This is a genomic window from Enterococcus sp. AZ171 (assembly GCF_051714005.1).
Lineage (GTDB): Bacteria > Bacillota > Bacilli > Lactobacillales > Enterococcaceae > Enterococcus_B > Enterococcus_B pernyi.
In genome coordinates, this window is record NZ_JBIORA010000001.1 from 1,054,927 (window position 1) to 1,074,233 (window position 19,307).

Annotated in this window: 12 protein-coding genes and 1 pseudogene; 11 read left to right on the top strand and 2 right to left on the bottom strand. The window is 38.7% G+C overall.

The features are described from left to right. The first annotated feature begins 64 nt into the window (after positions 1-64). From IGJ49_RS05050 to fic, 3 genes and pseudogenes are all read left to right on the top strand, one after another. On the top strand, positions 65-1,948 hold the full coding sequence (locus IGJ49_RS05050) for a glycosyltransferase (protein WP_438722599.1): 1,884 nt from the start codon (positions 65-67) through the stop codon (positions 1,946-1,948). A gap of 406 nt (positions 1,949-2,354) precedes the next feature. Then, complete coding sequence (tuf, locus tag IGJ49_RS05055) at positions 2,355-3,542, top strand: elongation factor Tu (protein WP_023519460.1); 1,188 nt, start codon at positions 2,355-2,357, stop codon at positions 3,540-3,542. A gap of 180 nt (positions 3,543-3,722) precedes the next feature. Continuing rightward, positions 3,723-4,235: pseudogene (gene fic, locus IGJ49_RS05060) on the top strand (protein adenylyltransferase Fic); the annotation flags it as partial. Positions 4,236-4,309: 74 nt separating this feature from the next. Here fic and mprF read toward each other — a convergent pair. Further along, positions 4,310-6,895: a bifunctional lysylphosphatidylglycerol flippase/synthetase MprF gene (gene mprF, locus IGJ49_RS05065; protein ID WP_178946743.1), complete on the bottom strand. Its 2,586-nt coding sequence runs from the start codon at positions 6,893-6,895 to the stop codon at positions 4,310-4,312. A 23-nt stretch (positions 6,896-6,918) separates the two neighbouring features. Beyond that, entirely contained in the window at positions 6,919-7,635 is a 717-nt protein-coding gene (locus IGJ49_RS05070; RefSeq protein WP_010735792.1) for an alpha/beta fold hydrolase, read from the bottom strand. A gap of 210 nt (positions 7,636-7,845) precedes the next feature. Here IGJ49_RS05070 and IGJ49_RS05075 point away from each other — a divergent pair, with 210 nt between their 5' ends. From IGJ49_RS05075 to fur, 8 genes are all read left to right on the top strand, one after another. Next, a complete protein-coding gene (locus IGJ49_RS05075; RefSeq protein WP_010735791.1) occupies positions 7,846-8,475 on the top strand; it encodes a lysozyme family protein in 630 nt (209 codons plus the stop codon). 102 nt (positions 8,476-8,577) lie between these two features. After that, complete coding sequence (locus tag IGJ49_RS05080; protein WP_041684401.1) at positions 8,578-9,414, top strand: DUF368 domain-containing protein; 837 nt, start codon at positions 8,578-8,580, stop codon at positions 9,412-9,414. A 248-nt stretch (positions 9,415-9,662) separates the two neighbouring features. After that, positions 9,663-12,032: a cation-translocating P-type ATPase gene (locus tag IGJ49_RS05085; protein ID WP_194179700.1), complete on the top strand. Its 2,370-nt coding sequence runs from the start codon at positions 9,663-9,665 to the stop codon at positions 12,030-12,032. A gap of 168 nt (positions 12,033-12,200) precedes the next feature. Beyond that, positions 12,201-14,042 carry a DNA primase gene (gene dnaG / locus IGJ49_RS05090; protein ID WP_438722602.1) on the top strand — a complete coding sequence of 614 codons (1,842 nt, stop codon included), beginning with the start codon at positions 12,201-12,203 and terminating at the stop codon, positions 14,040-14,042. Positions 14,043-14,065: 23 nt separating this feature from the next. After that, positions 14,066-15,175, top strand: a complete 1,110-nt coding sequence (gene rpoD, locus IGJ49_RS05095; protein WP_010735787.1) for an RNA polymerase sigma factor RpoD — start codon at positions 14,066-14,068, stop codon at positions 15,173-15,175. A 290-nt stretch (positions 15,176-15,465) separates the two neighbouring features. Further along, the gene (locus IGJ49_RS05100; RefSeq protein WP_438722604.1) at positions 15,466-17,526 is read left to right on the top strand and encodes a cell division site-positioning protein MapZ family protein; all 2,061 of its coding nucleotides are present in this window, start codon (positions 15,466-15,468) and stop codon (positions 17,524-17,526) included. 280 nt (positions 17,527-17,806) lie between these two features. After that, the gene (locus tag IGJ49_RS05105; protein WP_010735785.1) at positions 17,807-18,670 is read left to right on the top strand and encodes a CvfB family protein; all 864 of its coding nucleotides are present in this window, start codon (positions 17,807-17,809) and stop codon (positions 18,668-18,670) included. Positions 18,671-18,774: 104 nt separating this feature from the next. Beyond that, on the top strand, positions 18,775-19,248 hold the full coding sequence (fur, locus tag IGJ49_RS05110) for a ferric iron uptake transcriptional regulator (protein ID WP_023519469.1): 474 nt from the start codon (positions 18,775-18,777) through the stop codon (positions 19,246-19,248). The last annotated feature ends 59 nt before the right edge of the window (positions 19,249-19,307 follow it).

Genomic DNA, 19,307 nt, shown 5'->3' on the forward strand with positions numbered 1-19,307 from the left:
GAGCTAGTTGCTTTGCTTAAAAAAACACAAATTATATAATAATGTTATGAAAGGTGGTATTAAAATGGAACTGTATTATTTAGTTGGTTTGTTTGGTATAATTTTTGGACTTTATGTGTTAGCAAAAAGAAACAATAAGATAAAACCATTCTTTTCCAAATTAACTTTAGCATTTTTGGTTGTATACTTGATCTGGCGTCTTTTCTACACGATCCCAAATGATGGCGTGATATCATTAACTTTCGGTCTTATTTTATATGTGGCAGAATTTATTGGTTTATTTGTGTATGGTTTTTTTATTTACTTGTTTTCTAATAAGTTGTCGAAAGAGTCCATGAGAGTTCATTACGATGAGGAGCCATTTCAACCAAGTGTAGCAGCGTTTATATGTACGTATAATGAGGATAATAAATTAGTGATTGCGACTGCTTTGGCTGTCAAAGCGTTACGTTATCCAAATAAGGAAATATATATTTGTGATGATGGTCATCGTGAGGAATTGAAAGAACTTGCAGAAAAATACCATATTGGTTATCTGACAAGAGAAGGTAACGAGAACGCAAAGGCAGGAAATATCAACTATGCACTTTCACAAACAAGTAGCGACTTGATTTTGCTTTTAGATGCTGATTTCATCGTTAAGAAAAATATTATTTACGAGGCTATCGATTATTTTAGAAATCCAAAGGTTGCGTTAATTCAATATCCTCAAACTTTTTATAATAAAGATCCCTTCCAATTATTGAGAAAATCATTTTACAATGAACAGGAATTATTTATGCGTTTTTTAGAACCAGCTCTTTCACGTGAAAATGCGTTGATCCATATCGGGACCAACGCTATCATTCGACGCAGTGCTTTAGAGGAGATAGGTGGCGTCCCAACAAAAAGCATTACTGAAGATATGGCAACAGGGATGTTATTGCAAAATGCTGGTTATGAAACGATTTTCATAAATAAAGCTTATGCTTTGGGAATCACGCCTTATACAGCTCGAGAGCTGTCCTCTCAACGGACACGTTGGGCCCAAGGTACAAAGCAAATATTTGACCATTTTAAACCACGTAAATTTAAAGGGTTATCTCGTATGCAAAAATTGTGTTACTATAATTCTTATTTGTACTGGTTTACTTCATTTCAAAAAATCATTTTTTTATTAGCACCAACTCTTTTTATGGTCTTTGATATATTTATTGTTCGAAGTAACAACAATCAGTTATTATTGTTCTTTTTACCACCGTTTGTCATGATTTCTCTTTCGTTTCGGTTGTATGTTCCTAAGATCAGGAATCTTACTACTTCGCATATCTATGATTGTTTTGTCGCGCCGATCCATACTAGAGCATTGATCAAAGAGTTCTTTCATTCGGAAAAAAAATTCAAAGTGACAAAAAAGGAACTTGTTGACAGTCAATCATTTGATTGGCGAACAGTTTTTCCTCACATGTTACTATTTGGTTGGATCGCTTTCGCCTCTATCGTTGCATTGTACCGACTTTATCGAGGAGAAGGATATGAAACAGGCTATATTGTGACACTTCTATGGTCAGTGTATAACCTCTATGGATTATTCTATGCGATTTTGATTGGTAAAAATCGAACAATTGAAAGCGACAGTGAAGCATTGAGCATTGTAACAAAGAAACAACTAAGTTATCTATCCCAATCATTTGAGATGTATCAAATGAGTTATAACGGATTTAGACTTCGTTCCAAAAAATTAGTTACTCCCACTTTTACACCTGGGAAAGCTTATTTATTTATGGATGAGAAAACTGGACTTAGAATCAATTCGATATGTAAAGAAAATCATGGGAGATATGCGACTTTCTCATTTAACAATTTGACACAAGCTTCTGCAGAAGAACTTGCAAGTTACTACAGTGATCAGTTGAATGCAGCAAAACAATTAGAATTCGATATGGAAACCGATACTTTACAAAGTTGAGAGTATGACTATTACTAATAGAAAACGAACGCTGTCAATAATAACAATAGCGTTATGACAGAGGTCGGCACAGAAGTATTTAGGCTCGAGAAATAAGACGACAGCTACGTAAATTGTTCTTCAAATTTTTGTGGCTGCCGTCTTATTTCCGAAGAGTTTACTTCTGTCCCCGCTGTATATTCCCTTTTAGAATATGCGTGAAGACTAATGTCCCACTCACTTTTATTGAAATAGTGTATCGAAACACTTTAATTGACTTTGACCAATTTTGACGTATAATAGGGTTTGTTCATAACTTACAAAAAGTAAGTGTAGATGGTTTTTTTGAGTTTATACTGAAAAAACTGTTATGGACGATGAGCTGAAATCATTCAGTGCATAAGACTATTTAGGAGGTTTGTTAATTATGGCAAAAGAACATTTTGATAGAAGTAAACCACACGTAAACATCGGAACCATTGGGCACGTTGACCATGGGAAGACCACATTGACTGCTGCAATCACGACAGTATTAGGGAAAAAAGGCTTAGCAAATCCTCAAGATTATGCAAGCATTGATGCAGCTCCAGAAGAACGTGAACGTGGGATCACCATCAACACAGCACACGTAGAATATGAAACTGATAAACGTCACTATGCACATATCGATGCACCAGGACATGCGGATTATGTGAAGAACATGATCACAGGTGCCGCTCAAATGGATGGTGCGATCTTAGTTGTTTCTGCGACAGACGGACCAATGCCTCAAACTCGCGAGCATATCCTTTTGTCACGTCAAGTTGGTGTAAAATATTTGATTGTATTTTTGAATAAAGTTGATTTGGTCGATGATGAAGAATTGATCGATCTTGTAGAAATGGAAGTTCGTGAATTATTGAATGAATATGGTTTCCCAGGTGATGACACACCTGTCATCAAAGGCTCTGCATTGAAAGCATTGCAAGGTGACCCAGAAGCAGAAGCTGCGATCAATGAATTGATGGAAACAGTGGATGACTATATCCCAACACCAGAACGTGATACCGACAAACCATTGCTTTTACCAGTTGAAGATGTTTTCTCAATCACTGGTCGCGGAACGGTAGCATCTGGTCGGATCGACCGTGGAGCTGTTCGTGTCGGTGATGAAATCGAGATCATCGGAATCAAACCTGAAACGAAAAAAGCGGTTGTGACAGGGGTAGAGATGTTCCGTAAAACGTTAGATTATGGCGAAGCTGGAGATAACGTCGGAATCTTGTTACGTGGTATTCAAAGAGAAGATATTGAACGTGGTCAAGTAATTGCGAAACCTGGTTCAATCACACCACATACAAAATTCAAAGCGGAAGTTTATGTATTGACGAAAGAAGAAGGCGGACGTCATACACCGTTCTTCAATAACTACCGCCCACAATTTTATTTCCGCACAACAGACGTAACAGGTACGATCGTGTTGCCAGAAGGAACAGAAATGGTTATGCCTGGTGACAACGTAACCATCGACGTAGAATTGATCCATCCAGTGGCAATCGAACAAGGAACGACTTTCTCTATTCGTGAAGGTGGTCGAACTGTCGGTTCAGGAATGGTAACAGAAATCGAAGCGTAAGTATTTATATAAAAAAAATATAAAACCTGTGGACAAGGTATTTACTTGAATATCTTGTCCAATGGTTGTAATAGAAGTGTTAATCACCGATAAAAAAGCGAGCAAACTCGAAAATTTCTTTGAATTTTTGGGTTTCTCGCTTTTTTTTTGTGGGGGGAATCTTCGAACAACATTTTATGAGATTCTGGAAGAATAGATGAATTAGAAATTTGAACGTTCAAAGGGTTGAGCGAAATCGATGACTATTTGTTTTCTGAAATCGATGATTTTATTGGGGAAATTCGCTCAGTAAATAGTGCAAAGGGAAATTTTCGGTTTGCGCCGGTCATGTATTTAGAGTATTCTCTAAAACATATTGACCAAATGCCACAGTCTACTTTTGAAGAAATCATCAAAAAAAATGTAGAGATGAACATCGCTCATCCTTTTCGTGAAGAGAACGGTAGGAGTACTAGAATTTGGTTAGATCTCATTTTGAAATCGGAGATACAGAAAGTGGTTGACTGGAATCTAATTGACAAGTCGGATTATTTATCTGCAATGGAACGTAGTCCGATCAATGACTTAAAAATCAGCTATTTGATTTCTAACGCGTTGACAGATAAGATTTCCGATCGTGAACTGTATATGAAAGGGATCGATGTGAGTTATTTTTATGAAGGTTACTCTGAATATACGATTGATGATTTATAACAGAAGGAAAAAATGTTTTATGAATAAACAAAGTACGCCTGATTTTGACTAAAACAGCAAAATCAGGCGTTTTTTTATTTACGGAACCATTTTTTTAAGCCATTCAAAGGTTTTGTTTTTTGATCAACGGGCGCATTGTCAATGATCAATAACGTGATCATTACATAAGCGATCCAACTATCTCTTGAATAAAGTGTATAGCGAGATTTCCAGTTGGTGGCATATTTATCTTTGTATTCTCTCAACCCTTGAAAAGAATAGAAATGTGAGCCAAATTCATAGACTAGATAAGCAATCCGTTCTTGAATGAAACTTTTTCTTGAAGTCCCAACATTAGACAAAGGAGCCATACCCAAATTGAACCATCGGATATTTTCCTCCTTCATATATTCAAAAAGATGGATGAATAAATAGTCCATGCTGCCGGAAGGGGCAGTATCTGGATCATAGCGCATCAAATCAATCGTTCCAATCTTATCATTCGTATAAGTCGGCATGATCGAGGCGAAAGCGACCAACTCATCTTGATCGTTTTTGACGACTGCAATCGGTGCTCGCTGTAAATAGTCTTCTGAGAAGAAACCTAATGAGAAGCCTTTTTCTTTGCGACTGCCTAGCCAACGATCAGAAATGGTTTTAAGCTCAGCCATTTGTTGGGATGAATATGGGGGCTGAAGTACCTCAAACGTGAATCCTTCTCGTTCGATGCGATTCAGTATCGCACGTGTGCCTTTCATTTTTTTCCCAGAAGTCGTGAAGTCGGCTAACGAAACATGGCCTTCTTCGCCCATTTTGATAAAATCATAGCCAAATTCATGAAGGATCATAACCAGTTCTTCGCTCGTTTCATAAAAGACTGGCAAGTAGCATAAGCGATCTGTTTCTGCGATAAAGGCTTCGATCGCTTCTGGAAAATCTTCTTTTTTGCCTGAGGGATCGCCCATCACCACACACTTATTGTTATAACTAGCAAATTGTAACAAGACGGTTGCTTCCCCGTCTTTTTCATAGGTAAACATCCGTTTATCTTTCAAAAAAATCAGTTGACTATCTGAATTACCGCCGTAAGTTTCTAAAATCGTGGTGGCGACCGCTTCATCTAACTCTTGTCCAACTTGTGATTTTTTACCTTGGAGATAGTGGACAAATAAAATCATGATAAAGGCTACTGCTAAAATTGCTAGAAAACCAGACAACCAAATTTTTTCTGATGGAAATAGAAAAAATGAAATAAACCGATGATTACGATGTGGGAAAGTGGGCATATTATAAACACCGATCACGATATATAAAACGGTCAATGCACCTATGATCAACCCATCGATCGTCAACCATTCCCACGAGTAGATAAATTGATCTCTGAACAATTCATTACGTGAAGCGATCACGATACCTAATAGCAATAGTAAGAAAATAATGCCAGTAGTGCTTAGATCATTCAGTCCAACATAAATTAATGAAACAAGGATCAAAAAAATGGTTGGCCAGTAGACACGCTTGACTCTGGCTGCGATGCCTCGTCCCATAATAACAAACAAGAAGCCTAACAATATGCTTGGAAATTGCATAATAAAATGCATCTTTATAGGATTGATATGATGCAACCAACGAAACTCAGTAAATGCTTGCGGGATCGTTGCTGAAAGAACCAACATGATGCCAGAAAAATACATTAAGATCACCAGGATCTTCCGGGCAATCTGGGTCGCTAATTGCTTTGGAATACCAGAGTATCGTTGGTCGATCGATACACCGACATTTTTAAAGAAGAAAACTAATCCAATGAAAAATGGAATAAAGTAATAGAAGATCCGATAAAGTAAGATCCAGATCACAACGGTTTCTTTAGGGATACCTAGAGCTGATAAACCAAAGATCATCATCACATCAAAACTACCGATTTCTCCTGGGATCATTGAGATGATCCCGATAACTGAAGCAGCGATAAATAGAGGGATTGTTTGCCATAGATCGATGGGGATCTCCATCAAATAGCCGACTGCAAGAAAGGTTCCTAAGACACCCGTCCATTCCAATAAGGAAACGAGTAACAATTGCCCTTGGGATTTAATTGAAAGACCACCAACATAGCCTTCTTTTTTGATCGTGGTAAAAATAAAAACGATGGGGAAATACAAACCACCGGCAATCAACCAAATCCAATACTGTTTAAGAAACGGAGCGACAGGAGTAAAGAAGACCATAAAAAACGAGACTAAACTATACAGAGATAAACCCGCCATCAAAAATAAAAATACTTTAGATAAAGCTTGCATGACTTGTTTGCTATCTTTTCTTTGACCGTAGAGTTCGGATCGTAAACCGATACTGACAAAGCCACCAAATCCAGCAATGTTATTAATGGTATTGATCATCCAACTTGTTTCAAATAAATATAATGGCTTTTGCTTTTGATTTAGTAACTTGTTGAAAATCAAATCATATCCAATCATGGGTAGAATAGAAATCAACCCAATCAAAAACATGACACCAATTTTCCAGAGTGGGATCGTGGAAAATGTTTGAGCTAGTTGGTCCGCAGATAACAAAGTACTGATTGTCATCAATTCACGAATAATAATCACTAATACAGAAATCAAAAAAATCGTTTTGATAAGTCTCAAGTGGCTTTTGAACCACTGAATGATTGGCTTGAACAAAAAATCACCTACTATTTTCAAATTTATTTTGTCAAGAAGTCTAAAACTTCTTGATTGAAGCGTTCTGGGTTTTGGCGAGCTAATTGGTGTCCTTGTCCTGTGACGAGAACAAATGAAGCATTAGGGATCGTTTTCGCTAAATAAAGCGAATGTTTCAGTTTGATGACATCTTTTTTACCGACGATGATCAGTGTTGGGCAATTGATTTTTTCTAAATGTTCTGTCGTGAGGCCAATATCATGAAGCAATAAATCGATGACCAATAAATGCTGACGTAAATGTGGCTGGAACAGTGCGCGCAACCAAACAAAGAAATAGTGAAAAGCACTGAGTAGTCGTGAGGACCAGAGAACCCCATTCAACCGTGTATTACCCGAATTTAAAATCAAGCGATTGACCCTATCTGGATAATTGCTTGAAAAAACTAAGGCAAGATTGGCTCCATCACTAAATCCCAAGATATTCGCTTGTGAGATTTGTTCCAGCAGCATGACTGTCAATAAATCATCTGCCATCAAACGAAAATTCAATGTTCCTGCTTGATTTGTCGATTGTCCATGCCCGCGACTATCGATGAGATAGATCGTAAAGTATTGTTCTAAAACGGGCACTTGTTCTGAAAAGAAATCACCGCTCCCGTCATTTCCATGAAGTAGCAAGAGGGGAAATCCATGTCCACTTTTTTCATAATAGATGTCAGTACCATCTGCCATTTTTGCAAATTTCTTTTCTCTTTTCACATTTATCACCTACTATTTTGAATTATAACGCTCTTTATCTATTTTAGAAATCGAAACTCTATAAAACGAACGATCATTTTCGTAAGATGAAAGGGAAAATGAAACATTCATTTTTTATTAAATTAAATAAGAAAAAACAGAGAAAAAATAGCCAAGAATGAAAAGAAATAGTAAGATAAAAAAAGATGTCAAATAGCTAGGTGGGTTTGAATGAAGAAAAAAAGAAAATCAATCTTCCGTATGATCGTAGGTCTATTTGTCTTCACGATTCTGGCAACGATTCTTTTTCTATTCGGTAGAACATATCAATCGATCAAGCGTGTAGAAAATTATCAGCCAGAGATTTCGTCAGCATTAGAAAAGTATCAAATGCAAGAACATGAGAATCTAGTGAAGGCAATCATACTTACTGAATCAAGAGGAAATGGTGTCGATTTGATGCAAAGTTCGGAAAGTGCCTATGGACAGATGGAGGCGATCACGACACAAGAAGGAAGTATTGACCAAGGAGTCAAATACCTCTCAGAGATGATAGCTGAGGCGAAAGCATTAGGTTGCGATCTGGCGACAGCGATCCAAGCGTACAATTTTGGCAAAGACTATATTGCTTACGTCAACGAAAGAGGCGGGAAGAACACGGTCCGTTTAGCCGAAGAGTATTCTAGGGATGTGTTGAGTCCGCTTTTAGGCAATGACAACAAAAAAACCTATCGCTATTGGCGAATCCAGTCATTATTGTATAATGGTGGGTATTTATACCATAATGGTGGTAATATGTTTTATGCAGATGTAGTGAAGATGAACCAACAGTTTCTTGAATGGTATGAAAATATTTTTTAAGCCTGTTGGATCGAACCAACTGCAAATCAAAGCAAGACGAATAATGAATACAATGAATGGAAAGAAGGAGTGCTTGGACGAGTGGAAGAAAATCAAAAAGTAATGGAGAAAAGAGAGAATACAACGAAAGATTGGGGATTAAGATTTTTCAAAGGAATGTTTATCGGCTCAGGATTTATCTTGCCGGGAGTGAGCGGAGGAGCTTTAGCAGCAGTATTTGGAATGTATGAGCGGCTGATTTCATTCTTAGCACATATCACTAGAAACTTTAAAGAAAACGTCTTATTCTTTTTACCAGTCGGCTTAGGTGGTGTCACTGGCGTATTCTTGCTGTCTTTTTTAGTCAGTTTTTTACTAGGGGCCTATGAAACAACGATTTTGTGGTTCTTTGTGGGATGTATTGCTGGAACGGTGCCCGCTTTATGGAAAGAGTCAGGGAAAAAAGGCCGAAACAATACAGATCTCATTATTATGGTTGTGACATTTATTTTAGGTTATCTTTTCTTGTTATATGGTGCCCGTTTATTTGATGGGCAAGTAGAACAAAATGTCTATACCTGGATGATGGCAGGCGGTTTGATTGGTCTCGGAATGATCGTTCCTGGATTAAGTCCATCGAATTTTTTAGTTTACATGGGACTGTATAAAGCGATGGCTGATGGATTTAAAGAAGTGCGTTTAGAAGTGATCATTCCTATTGCAATCGGCGGAATCGTGTGTGTACTAGGTCTTTCCAAAGTAATGGATTTTATTTTCTCAAAAGCTTATAGCAAATTATTCCATTTTATTCTAGGCATTGTTTTTGCATCCACGATCATGATCATTCCTACAAATTATAGTGGACTTGGCATTTTAGGTATCTTGGCATGTCTAGTGTTATTCATTGCTGGTGCTGCACTAGGCTGGTGGATGAGCCGTTTAGAAGAGCAGTATAAGTAGAAGAAGCACAAGAAGAAAAGTCACGTGATCGTTGTATTCAATCAGCCAAGTTCTTGATAGATGGTTCGAAGAAACGATTCTCTTCTGTGATTTTTCTAGGTGAAGTATATGGTGAGATAGAAAAATAGAAAACAGATCCGCTGTTTTTTGATTTTTCTATCTTTTTTTAAAATTAAAAAAACGAGTTGTTTTTAATCGTAGAAACAGCTAGACTAATTGAAGTGATTATTTTTGAAAGTTGGCGTGATATGGAAATGAAAGAATTAAAGGGACTTACAGAAAATGAAGTGAGCCAAAGACGTGCCTCTGGTCAACAGAATGATTACCAAGAGGATGCTACAAAAAGTACGAAACAAATTTTCAGCGATAATATTTTAACATTATTCAATTTTTTGAACTTAGGAATAGGACTATGCTTATTACTAGTTGGAGCCTATTCAAACATGGCTTACTTAGCAATTATTTTTGTAAATATCACCATGGGGATCTATCAGGAAATCCATGCGCGTAATCTTGTGCGCCGATTATCAATCGTCTCACAGGCGGAAGTAACCGTCATTCGTGATGGGAAAGAACAGATGATTGCAACGAAAGAACTAGTTTTAGGCGATCTTGTAAAAATCGGTGCGGGTGAACAGATTCCTTCAGACTTGCAAGTGATCAGTGGTCGGGCAGAGGCAAATGAAGCTTTACTGACCGGTGAATCTGATTTGATCGTCAAAGAGTCAGGAGCAGAATTACTTTCTGGTAGTTACCTGACTAGTGGCTCTGTCTTTGCTACAGTTATCCGTGTTGGGGCAGATAATTATGCTGTCCGCTTGACCAACGAAGCAAAAACACACAAGGAAATTCATTCGGAACTTGTGGAATCGATCCGCAAAGTATCTAAGTTTACAAGTTTTGTGATCATTCCTTTAGGGATCATCTTATTCTTGGAAGCTTTGTTCATTCGAAATGCGTCGATCCAACTATCAGTCGTTGCTTCTGCGGCGGCCTTACTGGGAATGTTACCAAAAGGATTAGTGTTATTGATCAGTATCGCATTGACGACTGGTGTAACTAAACTAGCGAAGAAACGAATCTTAGTCCAAGATATGTATTCGATCGAAACATTGGCACATGTAGATACATTATGTCTTGATAAAACAGGGACGATCACCGAAGGGAAAATGAGCATCCAACGAGTCGAACCCTTAAATAAAACCTATGAAAAAATGATTCCAACCATTATGGGGACATATTTAGCTGAAAGTAGCGATAACAATGTCACAATGCGTGCGTTGAGAGAGTATTTCGAGATTTCTAATCGTTACGATGTCGGAGAAAAATTAGCCTTTTCATCTGACCGCAAATGGGGCGCAATGGAATTTCCTGAACTAGGTGTAGTCTATGTCGGGGCTCCGGAACGGTTAGTGGCAGACGATCAGTTGCCGGAAAGTTTAGTGGAAGCCCAGGCCAACGGGTTTCGTGTATTGATGTTAGGTCTTGCTCCCAATCAAACGTTGTCTTCAGGCGATCCTCAAGGGGTTGAACCGATTGCTTTGTTTGAAATCGATGATCCTATCCGTAAAAACGCGCAAGAAACCTTAGCTTATCTACACGAAGAAGGGGTAGACTTGAAAGTGATTTCTGGAGACAATCCTTTTACGGTGTCAAATATTGCGCGACGTGCTGATTTGCCCAACTATCAATCGTATGTTGATCTATCTGATTTGACAGAAGAAGCAGAAGTCAGAAAAGCGGCGCATCAATATACAGTTTTTGGGCGAGTGAGTCCGCAACAAAAGAAACTCTTAGTCAACGAACTGAAAGCAAGTGGACGAACAGTTGCAATGACTGGAGATGGCGTAAACGATGTATTGGCTTTACGTGAAGCCGATTGTAGTATTGCGATGGCAGAAGGAGACGGAGCGACACGACAAATTGCTAATCTTGTCTTGTTAGATTCTGATTTTACGACATTGCCCGAGGTATTGTTTGAGGGACGCCGAGTCGTGAATAACGTAACGAAAGTTTCAGGTATTTTCTTTATTAAGACAATCTATTCATTTATCTTATCGATTTTATGTGCAGTGACGGCTATCGGATTCCCATTTATTCCGATCCAGATCACGTTGATCGATCTTGCTATCGAAGGGTATCCATCTTTCTTCTTATCATTTGAGAATGATAAACGAAAAGTCGATTATCGCTATCTGCCTACTGCGCTAGTCAATGCATTACCTAATGCATTGCTTGTTGCTTTCAATACTGTGGCGATTTACCTGATCGGTCACAACCAAGGTTGGACATCTGGTGAAACAACGACATTGATGTATTATTTATTGATTGGGATCAGCTGTCTGGCAGTGATCAAAGCCTGCTTGCCATTCAATCTATTACGGATTTTCTTAGCAGTCACCACAGTGGTCGGTATTTATGTTGCTGCGATGCTTTTCCATCATATATTAGAAGTCAATCTTGGGTTAGGAAATACTTGGCCATATTTTGTTGGCTTTATGGTTTTGAATGTGTTATTACGTTTAGGATATTGGAAATTAGGCATACAAAACAAATTATTGAATAAAGTAAATGCAAATAAAACTCATCATACTCAAGTGGAAGAAAATGTCATATAATCCAGTATCTATCACTTGAAAAAGTATAGGAATATGGTACAATGAAACATGTATAATTGTGTCCTTTAAAATCGCACTGATTTTCGTTAGTGCGATTTTTTACCGGTTATTCTCCTGAAATGTCTTGTCGATGAGTATGAGATATCAACTAATGCAGGGGGTGAGAATATGGCTCAAAGGATCCCTCAAGAGACCATTGAGACGATTCGTAATCAAACGAATATCGTTGAGGTGATTGGGCAATACGTCCAGTTGAAAAAATCTGGGAAGAATTATTTAGGTCTCTGCCCTTTCCATGAAGAACGTACTCCTTCATTTTCGGTTGCGGAAGATAAGCAGATTTTCCATTGCTTTGGTTGTGGAAAAGGTGGGAATGTCTTTACGTTTCTTCAAGAATTGGAAGGTCTGTCTTTTCCAGAAGCAGTGGTCAAGGTCGCTGATTTAGAACAGATCCAACTCGAAGATCAGTGGCGACAACAAACGCTGACTACTCAAACCGGAGATTCAGCTACTGGTAAATTGATCGCGGCTCATGAAAAAGCAGTAGAAGTTTATCATCACATGTTGTTGCACACAAAAGTAGGTGAGCCAGCGTTAAATTATTTACTCGAACGTGGTCTGACCACCGAGTTGATCGAAGAATTCAAGATCGGTTTTGCGCCAAATGAACGCTCATTTTTACAACAAGTGTTCCAAAATGAAGACTATTCTGAGGAAGTATTCAAGCAGTCCGGCTTGTTTGTGACACATGATGATGGACGGATGTCGGATCGTTTTTATCAACGGATCATGTTTCCTCTTCGTAATGGTCAAGGTCGGACGATCGGGTTTTCTGGTCGTTACTTGGCTAGTGAACACGATGCAAAAGATCAACCAAAATATTTGAACAGTCCTGAAACGGATCTATTCAACAAAAGACAAGTCTTATTCAACTTAGACAAAGCACGTAGTGAGATCCGCAAGTCGGGTGAAATCTTACTATTCGAAGGATTTATGGATGTTATCGCTGCATGGCAAGCGGGTGTCAAGACTGGTTTAGCCTCCATGGGAACAAGTCTGACGACTCAACAGATCCAGCAGATGGAAAAACTGACAAAAGAATTAGTGTTTTGTTATGATGGTGACCGTGCGGGTGTAGAAGCTACGAACCGAGGCATCGAACTACTGCGTCAAAATAGTCGAATGCAATTATCTGTCGTAGCGATCCCAGAAAAACTCGATCCAGATGAGTACTTGAGAAAGTATGGGGAAGAGGCTTTTCAAGAATTAGTTTTACACGGACGAGAAACCATTTTTGCTTTTAAATCGCGTTATTTGAAGCAAGAAAAAAATCTGGAAAATGAAAAAGATAAAATTGAATATCTTGAAGCGGTACTAAGTGAATTGAGTAAAGTTGTTTCGCCAATCGAACAAGACATGTATCTAACGCAGTTATCAGCAGAATTTCAGCTGAGTCGAGAAACGCTGCAAAAACAAATACGTGATCTGCGCCGAAAGAATCAACCAACCAAGCAAGAACAAGCTCAACCAACGACAGAGCAGGTGTCCGTAAAATCTGGAACGATCAGACAAAAACGCCCACTATCTCAGGTTGAAAAAGCAGAACAAATGCTATTGTATCGAGCGTTCAAAGAACTTGCTGTGCGTAATCTACTCAAGGAACAAGGCGTTCAATTTATTCATGATACTTATGCAGAAATCTATTTTTTATTTGATGCGTTTGTATCTCAAAATGGAGAATTCAAACTTGCGGAGTTTTTAGACTTCTTGCAAGATGAAAATTTAAGGCGGATAGTGGTCGAGATCGAATATATGCGAATGGCTGAAGAAAGTACGCCACGTGAGATCCAAGACTTACTGAGAGTGATCAGTAAATCGGGCTTAGCTGAAGAAATCATAACAAAAAAACAGATGCAGCAAGAAGCACGACGTACTGGGAACAAACAGTTAGAATTGGAATTGACGATTGAGATCATCAATTTAACGAAACAGTTAAAACAAGCCGAATAGCTACTTAAAGGGGGCCTTCTTTTATGGCAAATGGAACAGATGTTAAAAAATATGAAGCAGCAGTGGCAGCGTTCATTAAAGAAAATAAACCAAAAGGGCAAGTGATTTATGATGATCTATCAAATAAACTTGCGACACCATTCACTTTAAATGCAGATGAAATGGATAAGTTGATCCAAAAAGTAGAGGACGCAGGTATCAGCGTCGTTGACGAAAATGGTGAACCATCGATCCATAGTCTGAAAAGTGCTGAGAAAAAAGCAGAACAAGCGAAAACAGAAGATCTTTCTGCACCGACAGGCGTCAAAATCAATGATCCTGTTCGGATGTACCTCAAAGAAATTGGCCGCGTCTCCCTTTTAACTGCAGAAGAAGAAGTAGCATTAGCATTGAAGATCGAAGAAGGTGACCAGGAAGCGAAACAACGCTTAGCTGAAGCTAACCTTCGTTTAGTTGTAAGTATTGCCAAAAGATATGTGGGTCGTGGGATGCAATTTTTAGATTTGATCCAAGAAGGAAATATGGGATTGATGAAAGCTGTTGAAAAATTTGACTACCGTAAAGGGTTCAAATTTTCTACCTACGCAACTTGGTGGATCCGTCAAGCGATCACACGTGCGATTGCTGACCAAGCCCGTACGATTCGTATTCCAGTGCATATGGTGGAAACCATCAATAAATTGATCCGTATCCAACGTCAATTACTACAAGACTTAGGAAGAGAACCAACGCCTGAAGAAATCGGTGCTGAAATGGATCTTCCTACAGAAAAAGTACGCGAAATCTTAAAAATCGCTCAAGAACCTGTCTCATTAGAAACACCAATCGGTGAAGAAGATGATTCACATTTAGGTGATTTTATCGAGGACCAAGAAGCAACTAGTCCTGCGGAACATGCAGCGTATGAATTATTGAAAGAACAATTAGAAGATGTCTTAGATACTTTGACAGATCGTGAAGAAAACGTCTTACGTTTGCGTTTTGGCTTAGATGATGGCCGTACACGTACGTTGGAAGAAGTAGGTAAAGTCTTCGGCGTGACTCGTGAACGTATTCGACAAATCGAAGCAAAAGCATTAAGAAAACTTCGCCACCCATCACGCTCAAAACAATTGAAAGATTTCTTGGAATAATCAAGAAATAATTTTTTAAACAAAAAAACAGATCATTTTTCTTGAATGATAGAAAACCCTCAAAGTAGGAGATCTCTCCAGCTATTGAGGGTTTGTTTTTTATCAAACAATTCGACTAACTTTCAACAAAGGTCCGTTTAAACAAAGTAGCTCATTACGGTCGTTATTTATTTTTTACTGAAAGACTTAGTTGTTTTTTTATAAAATCCTTAGGATATCCTATTGGCGTGTGGATTAGATTATGGTAGATTTAATGGTAGCGAAAACCTAGTAAAGGAGCCGATCGCTAAGTGATAAAAAAATGTCCAAAATGTGGATCAGAAAAAATCAAAGATCAATCAAAATGTCCAGAATGTGACTTTGAACCACAACAAGATGAACTGACACAATTACCCCAAACAGATGGAAATCAATCGTTAGACGAAACAGCTGAGGAAGTTTATCCAGACAGTATCGTAAATGATCCAATCGAGTGGTCAGAACTAAAAGATCTACCGTTGGAGTCTGTCATGGAGTTGTTTGACTCAAGTGACACGAGCACTGAGTCAAAGGATGATCAAGTAGATAAAAAAGAAAATACCAATCTTGGCAAAGAAAAAACAGAGACAGATCACTCTGCTACCTCTGAGCAAAGAGAAAAAGCGCAGCAGAAAAAACGAGTAGCTGAATTAAAAGAAGCAGTAAACAATGAAGAAGAAAATTCCATTCTAGCTGCTTACATCAAGGCGCATCGTGAAGATACGACTGAAGAACACGCAAAAGAGCTGCTTCGAATGATCGAAACGGCGGCAGCAACGGGTGAGGATTCAGTCGACATTCGCTTGTCGGAAAATACAACGGAGCAAGTTTCTCCTGAAAAATCTCAAGAGGATGCAATAAAAGAGCCACCAGTGGAAGAACCAACAGAAGAAACGATCATTGAAGATACTGTGGTCGAAGATTCTTCAACAAGTACAGAAGAACAAGTAGACGTAATTACAAATATAGAAGAAACTGCCCCAGTTTCTACGGAAGAACCTGTAGAGACGACTGAACCGATCGAAGAGGAAAGTTCTAAGGTTGAGAGTACGAAAGCTGCTTCAACAGATGCACCGCAACCAAAAGAAGCTCCTGAAACAACTGAACTGGTGGAAACACAGCCGGAACAGACAAAGGTTGAGGAACAAGAAACAAGCAATGCGTCCATCAAAAAAGAAGAATTGCCAAATGATCGAGGATCAAAGAAATCCAAAAAAAGATTATACCTGACGAGTGCGGCAGTGCTTTTACTTGGTGCAGGGGGTTGGATGTATTATGATCATCAGCAAAAAGTCCAAGCAGAAATCGCTGCCGAAACCCAACGTAAACAAGATAAAATGGCTGATTTACAATCAGATTTAGCTGCGTTTTATTCAGATGATGATGAACAGTTCATTCGTACAAGTATGATCAATCAAGACTTATTAAAATTAAGGGCATCATTGAATGAGGTCAAAGATGAAAAAGGGTATGCAGATCTGGAAAAAACCTTTGAAGATATCCAATCAAAGATCAAACAGATCCAAACGGTCAATGAATGGTTTGTTACACCAGTTATCGCAGATGATCAACTGATCGCAGAACCCAAATTGAAAGCTGACCAAGCGATCCAAAGTTTTGAAACAGAAGATACAGCATTTGGTCAATTGATCGACAAAGCGACAGATGAAGCAACTAAACAGTATCAACAACTTCAAACAGCAAAAGAAAAAACTGCTGTGATCTATGCAGATGGTCAAGTAAAAGATTCAGCAACGAAAGAGCAGTACGACACAGCAAAAGCAGAAGTGGCGAAAGTAAAAAATACAGAATTAGTCAAAGCACTTGTGACCGAATTGGACAAAGTCGATGAAGCTTTGACGAAAAAAGAAGAAGCGAAGAAAGCCGAAGAAGCAAAGAAAGCTGAAGAAGCGAAGAAAGCCGAAGAAGCGAAACAAGCGCAGGCGCAGGCTGAAGCGCAAGCACAAGCACAAGCTGAGGCAGCTGCTCAACAAACTGAGGCGACACAAACAACGCCAGCGACTAACTCCGCAAACCGTCCAATCATGGAAACAAGAGCCAGTGATGTCGCAGATGCTTCTAATCCTGCTTGGAATTGGGCACCAGGAGTCAAAGAAAGTGTGATCGCAACAAGTATTGCACGAGGCTACATCGTAGAGGGCGGCTATCGATTAGAGAAAGCTCGCATCGAAAACGGTGAAGGATACTACAACCTTTATGCGACTTCTACTAAATCATCTTTGATGAATGGTATCGGTGAAAGTGCTCTACCATTTTATATTGTCACAATCAATTGTAAAACTGGTTGGTTTGGTGGGAACGGTAGTAACTAGATCAGTGGTAGTTAGCTAGAGTATAGTTCTATCAGCCTGATTTGCTATTCCTACAAAGCAAAACAACAATGGTCCAGAAGCAATTTTTCTTTCTATCATAGCGTCAAAAATAGGCCTTAGAATCCAAAAATATGAGGATATTTTCGGGTTTTATGGCCTATTTCAGTCGAACACTGACGGCTTAAGCTTTTATGGAGAATCTCTATCTATAAACATGGCGTTATGTTATGATAGCAAAGAAATGTTGGAATACAAAGGCCTTTTAGAAAAGGAGAAAAAGATGAACGAATTATTAGCAAATGTCTTTACCGCAATGGTGATTGACGAAAATGAAAAAAATTATTTTGTCCAAAAAAATGGACAAACTTTCCGTTTGAGCAAAGAGGAAGGAGAGCATACGATCGGCGAAGCAGTCGAAGGTTTTGGTTATCAGAATCAAAAACAAGAGAATCGTTTTACAACGGTGATCCCGAAGAGTCGCATTGGTCATTATGCTTTTGGAACAGTCACTTCTTCAAGAAAAGATCTAGGTGTCTTTATTGATATTGGTTTACCGGATAAAGATTTTGTTGTTTCGCTGGATGAGTTACCTACAATGACTGAGTTGTGGCCCAAAAAAGGGGATCAGTTGATGATCGCTTTGCGCGTTGACGCGAAAGATCGCATTTGGGGAAGCCTAGCAGAAGAAAGAATCTTCAAATCACTAAGTAAGCATGGTTCAGAAGAATTGAAAAATAAAAACATCTCAGGAATCGCTTATCGTTTGAAGCTGACTGGCACGTATCTGCTGACGGATGATTTTTATATTGGGTTCATCCATCCTTCAGAACGTTACCGCGAACCACGTTTAGGTGAAAAATTAGAAGGACGCGTAGTTGGGGCTAGACCTGATGGTGTGTTGAATATCTCTTTGAAACCACGTGCACACGAAGCGATTTCTGATGATGCACAAATGATCTTAACGATTTTAGAACGTTCAGCAGATCAACAAATCGCATTCACTGACAAATCAGATCCAGATGAGATCATGCGTGCCTTTGGGATCAGTAAAGGGGCATTTAAGCGAGCAATTGGTAATTTATTGAAACAAGGATTGATCAAACAAGAGGATGGCGTGACGAAACTAGCGAAAAAATCTAATTGAGAATGACTTGCATGTTTTTCTCGTCTAGCTTATAATAATTTTAATCTAGAACGGTTGATTAGATATCTTAATTATAATCATTATAAATTGTTGGGGTTGAGAAAATGGGCATGAATACAATGTCAGTAATGAAAAAAACAAAACAACAGCTACATGAATCTGGGTTTAAACTGACCCCACAACGAGAAGCAACCTTGCTCGTCCTCTTAGAGAACGAAAAAGAACACTTGTCAGCAGAAGAAGTTTTCTTTCTAGTCAAAAAGAAAAACTCAGAGATCGGTTTGGCCACCGTTTATCGGACGTTGGAGATTCTAACGGATCTAAAAGTCATCGACAAAGTTAGCTTCAATGATGGTGTGGCTCGGTATGATCTGCGAAAAGAAGGAGCCAAACATTTTCATCATCATCTCCTGTGCTTAGATTGTGGAACGATCGAGGAAGTCGAAGAAGATCTGCTAAGTGAAGTTGAACAAGTGATCGAACAGCGTTACCACTTTTTTGTCAAAGATCATCGTTTGACCTTTCATGGTATCTGCCAAGAATGCTATAATAAGAAAAAAGAAAGAAAGACCGTCTGAATTGATAGACGGCTTTTTCTTTGAAGTGTCTACTGAAAAATAGACTACCGAAACCAAAG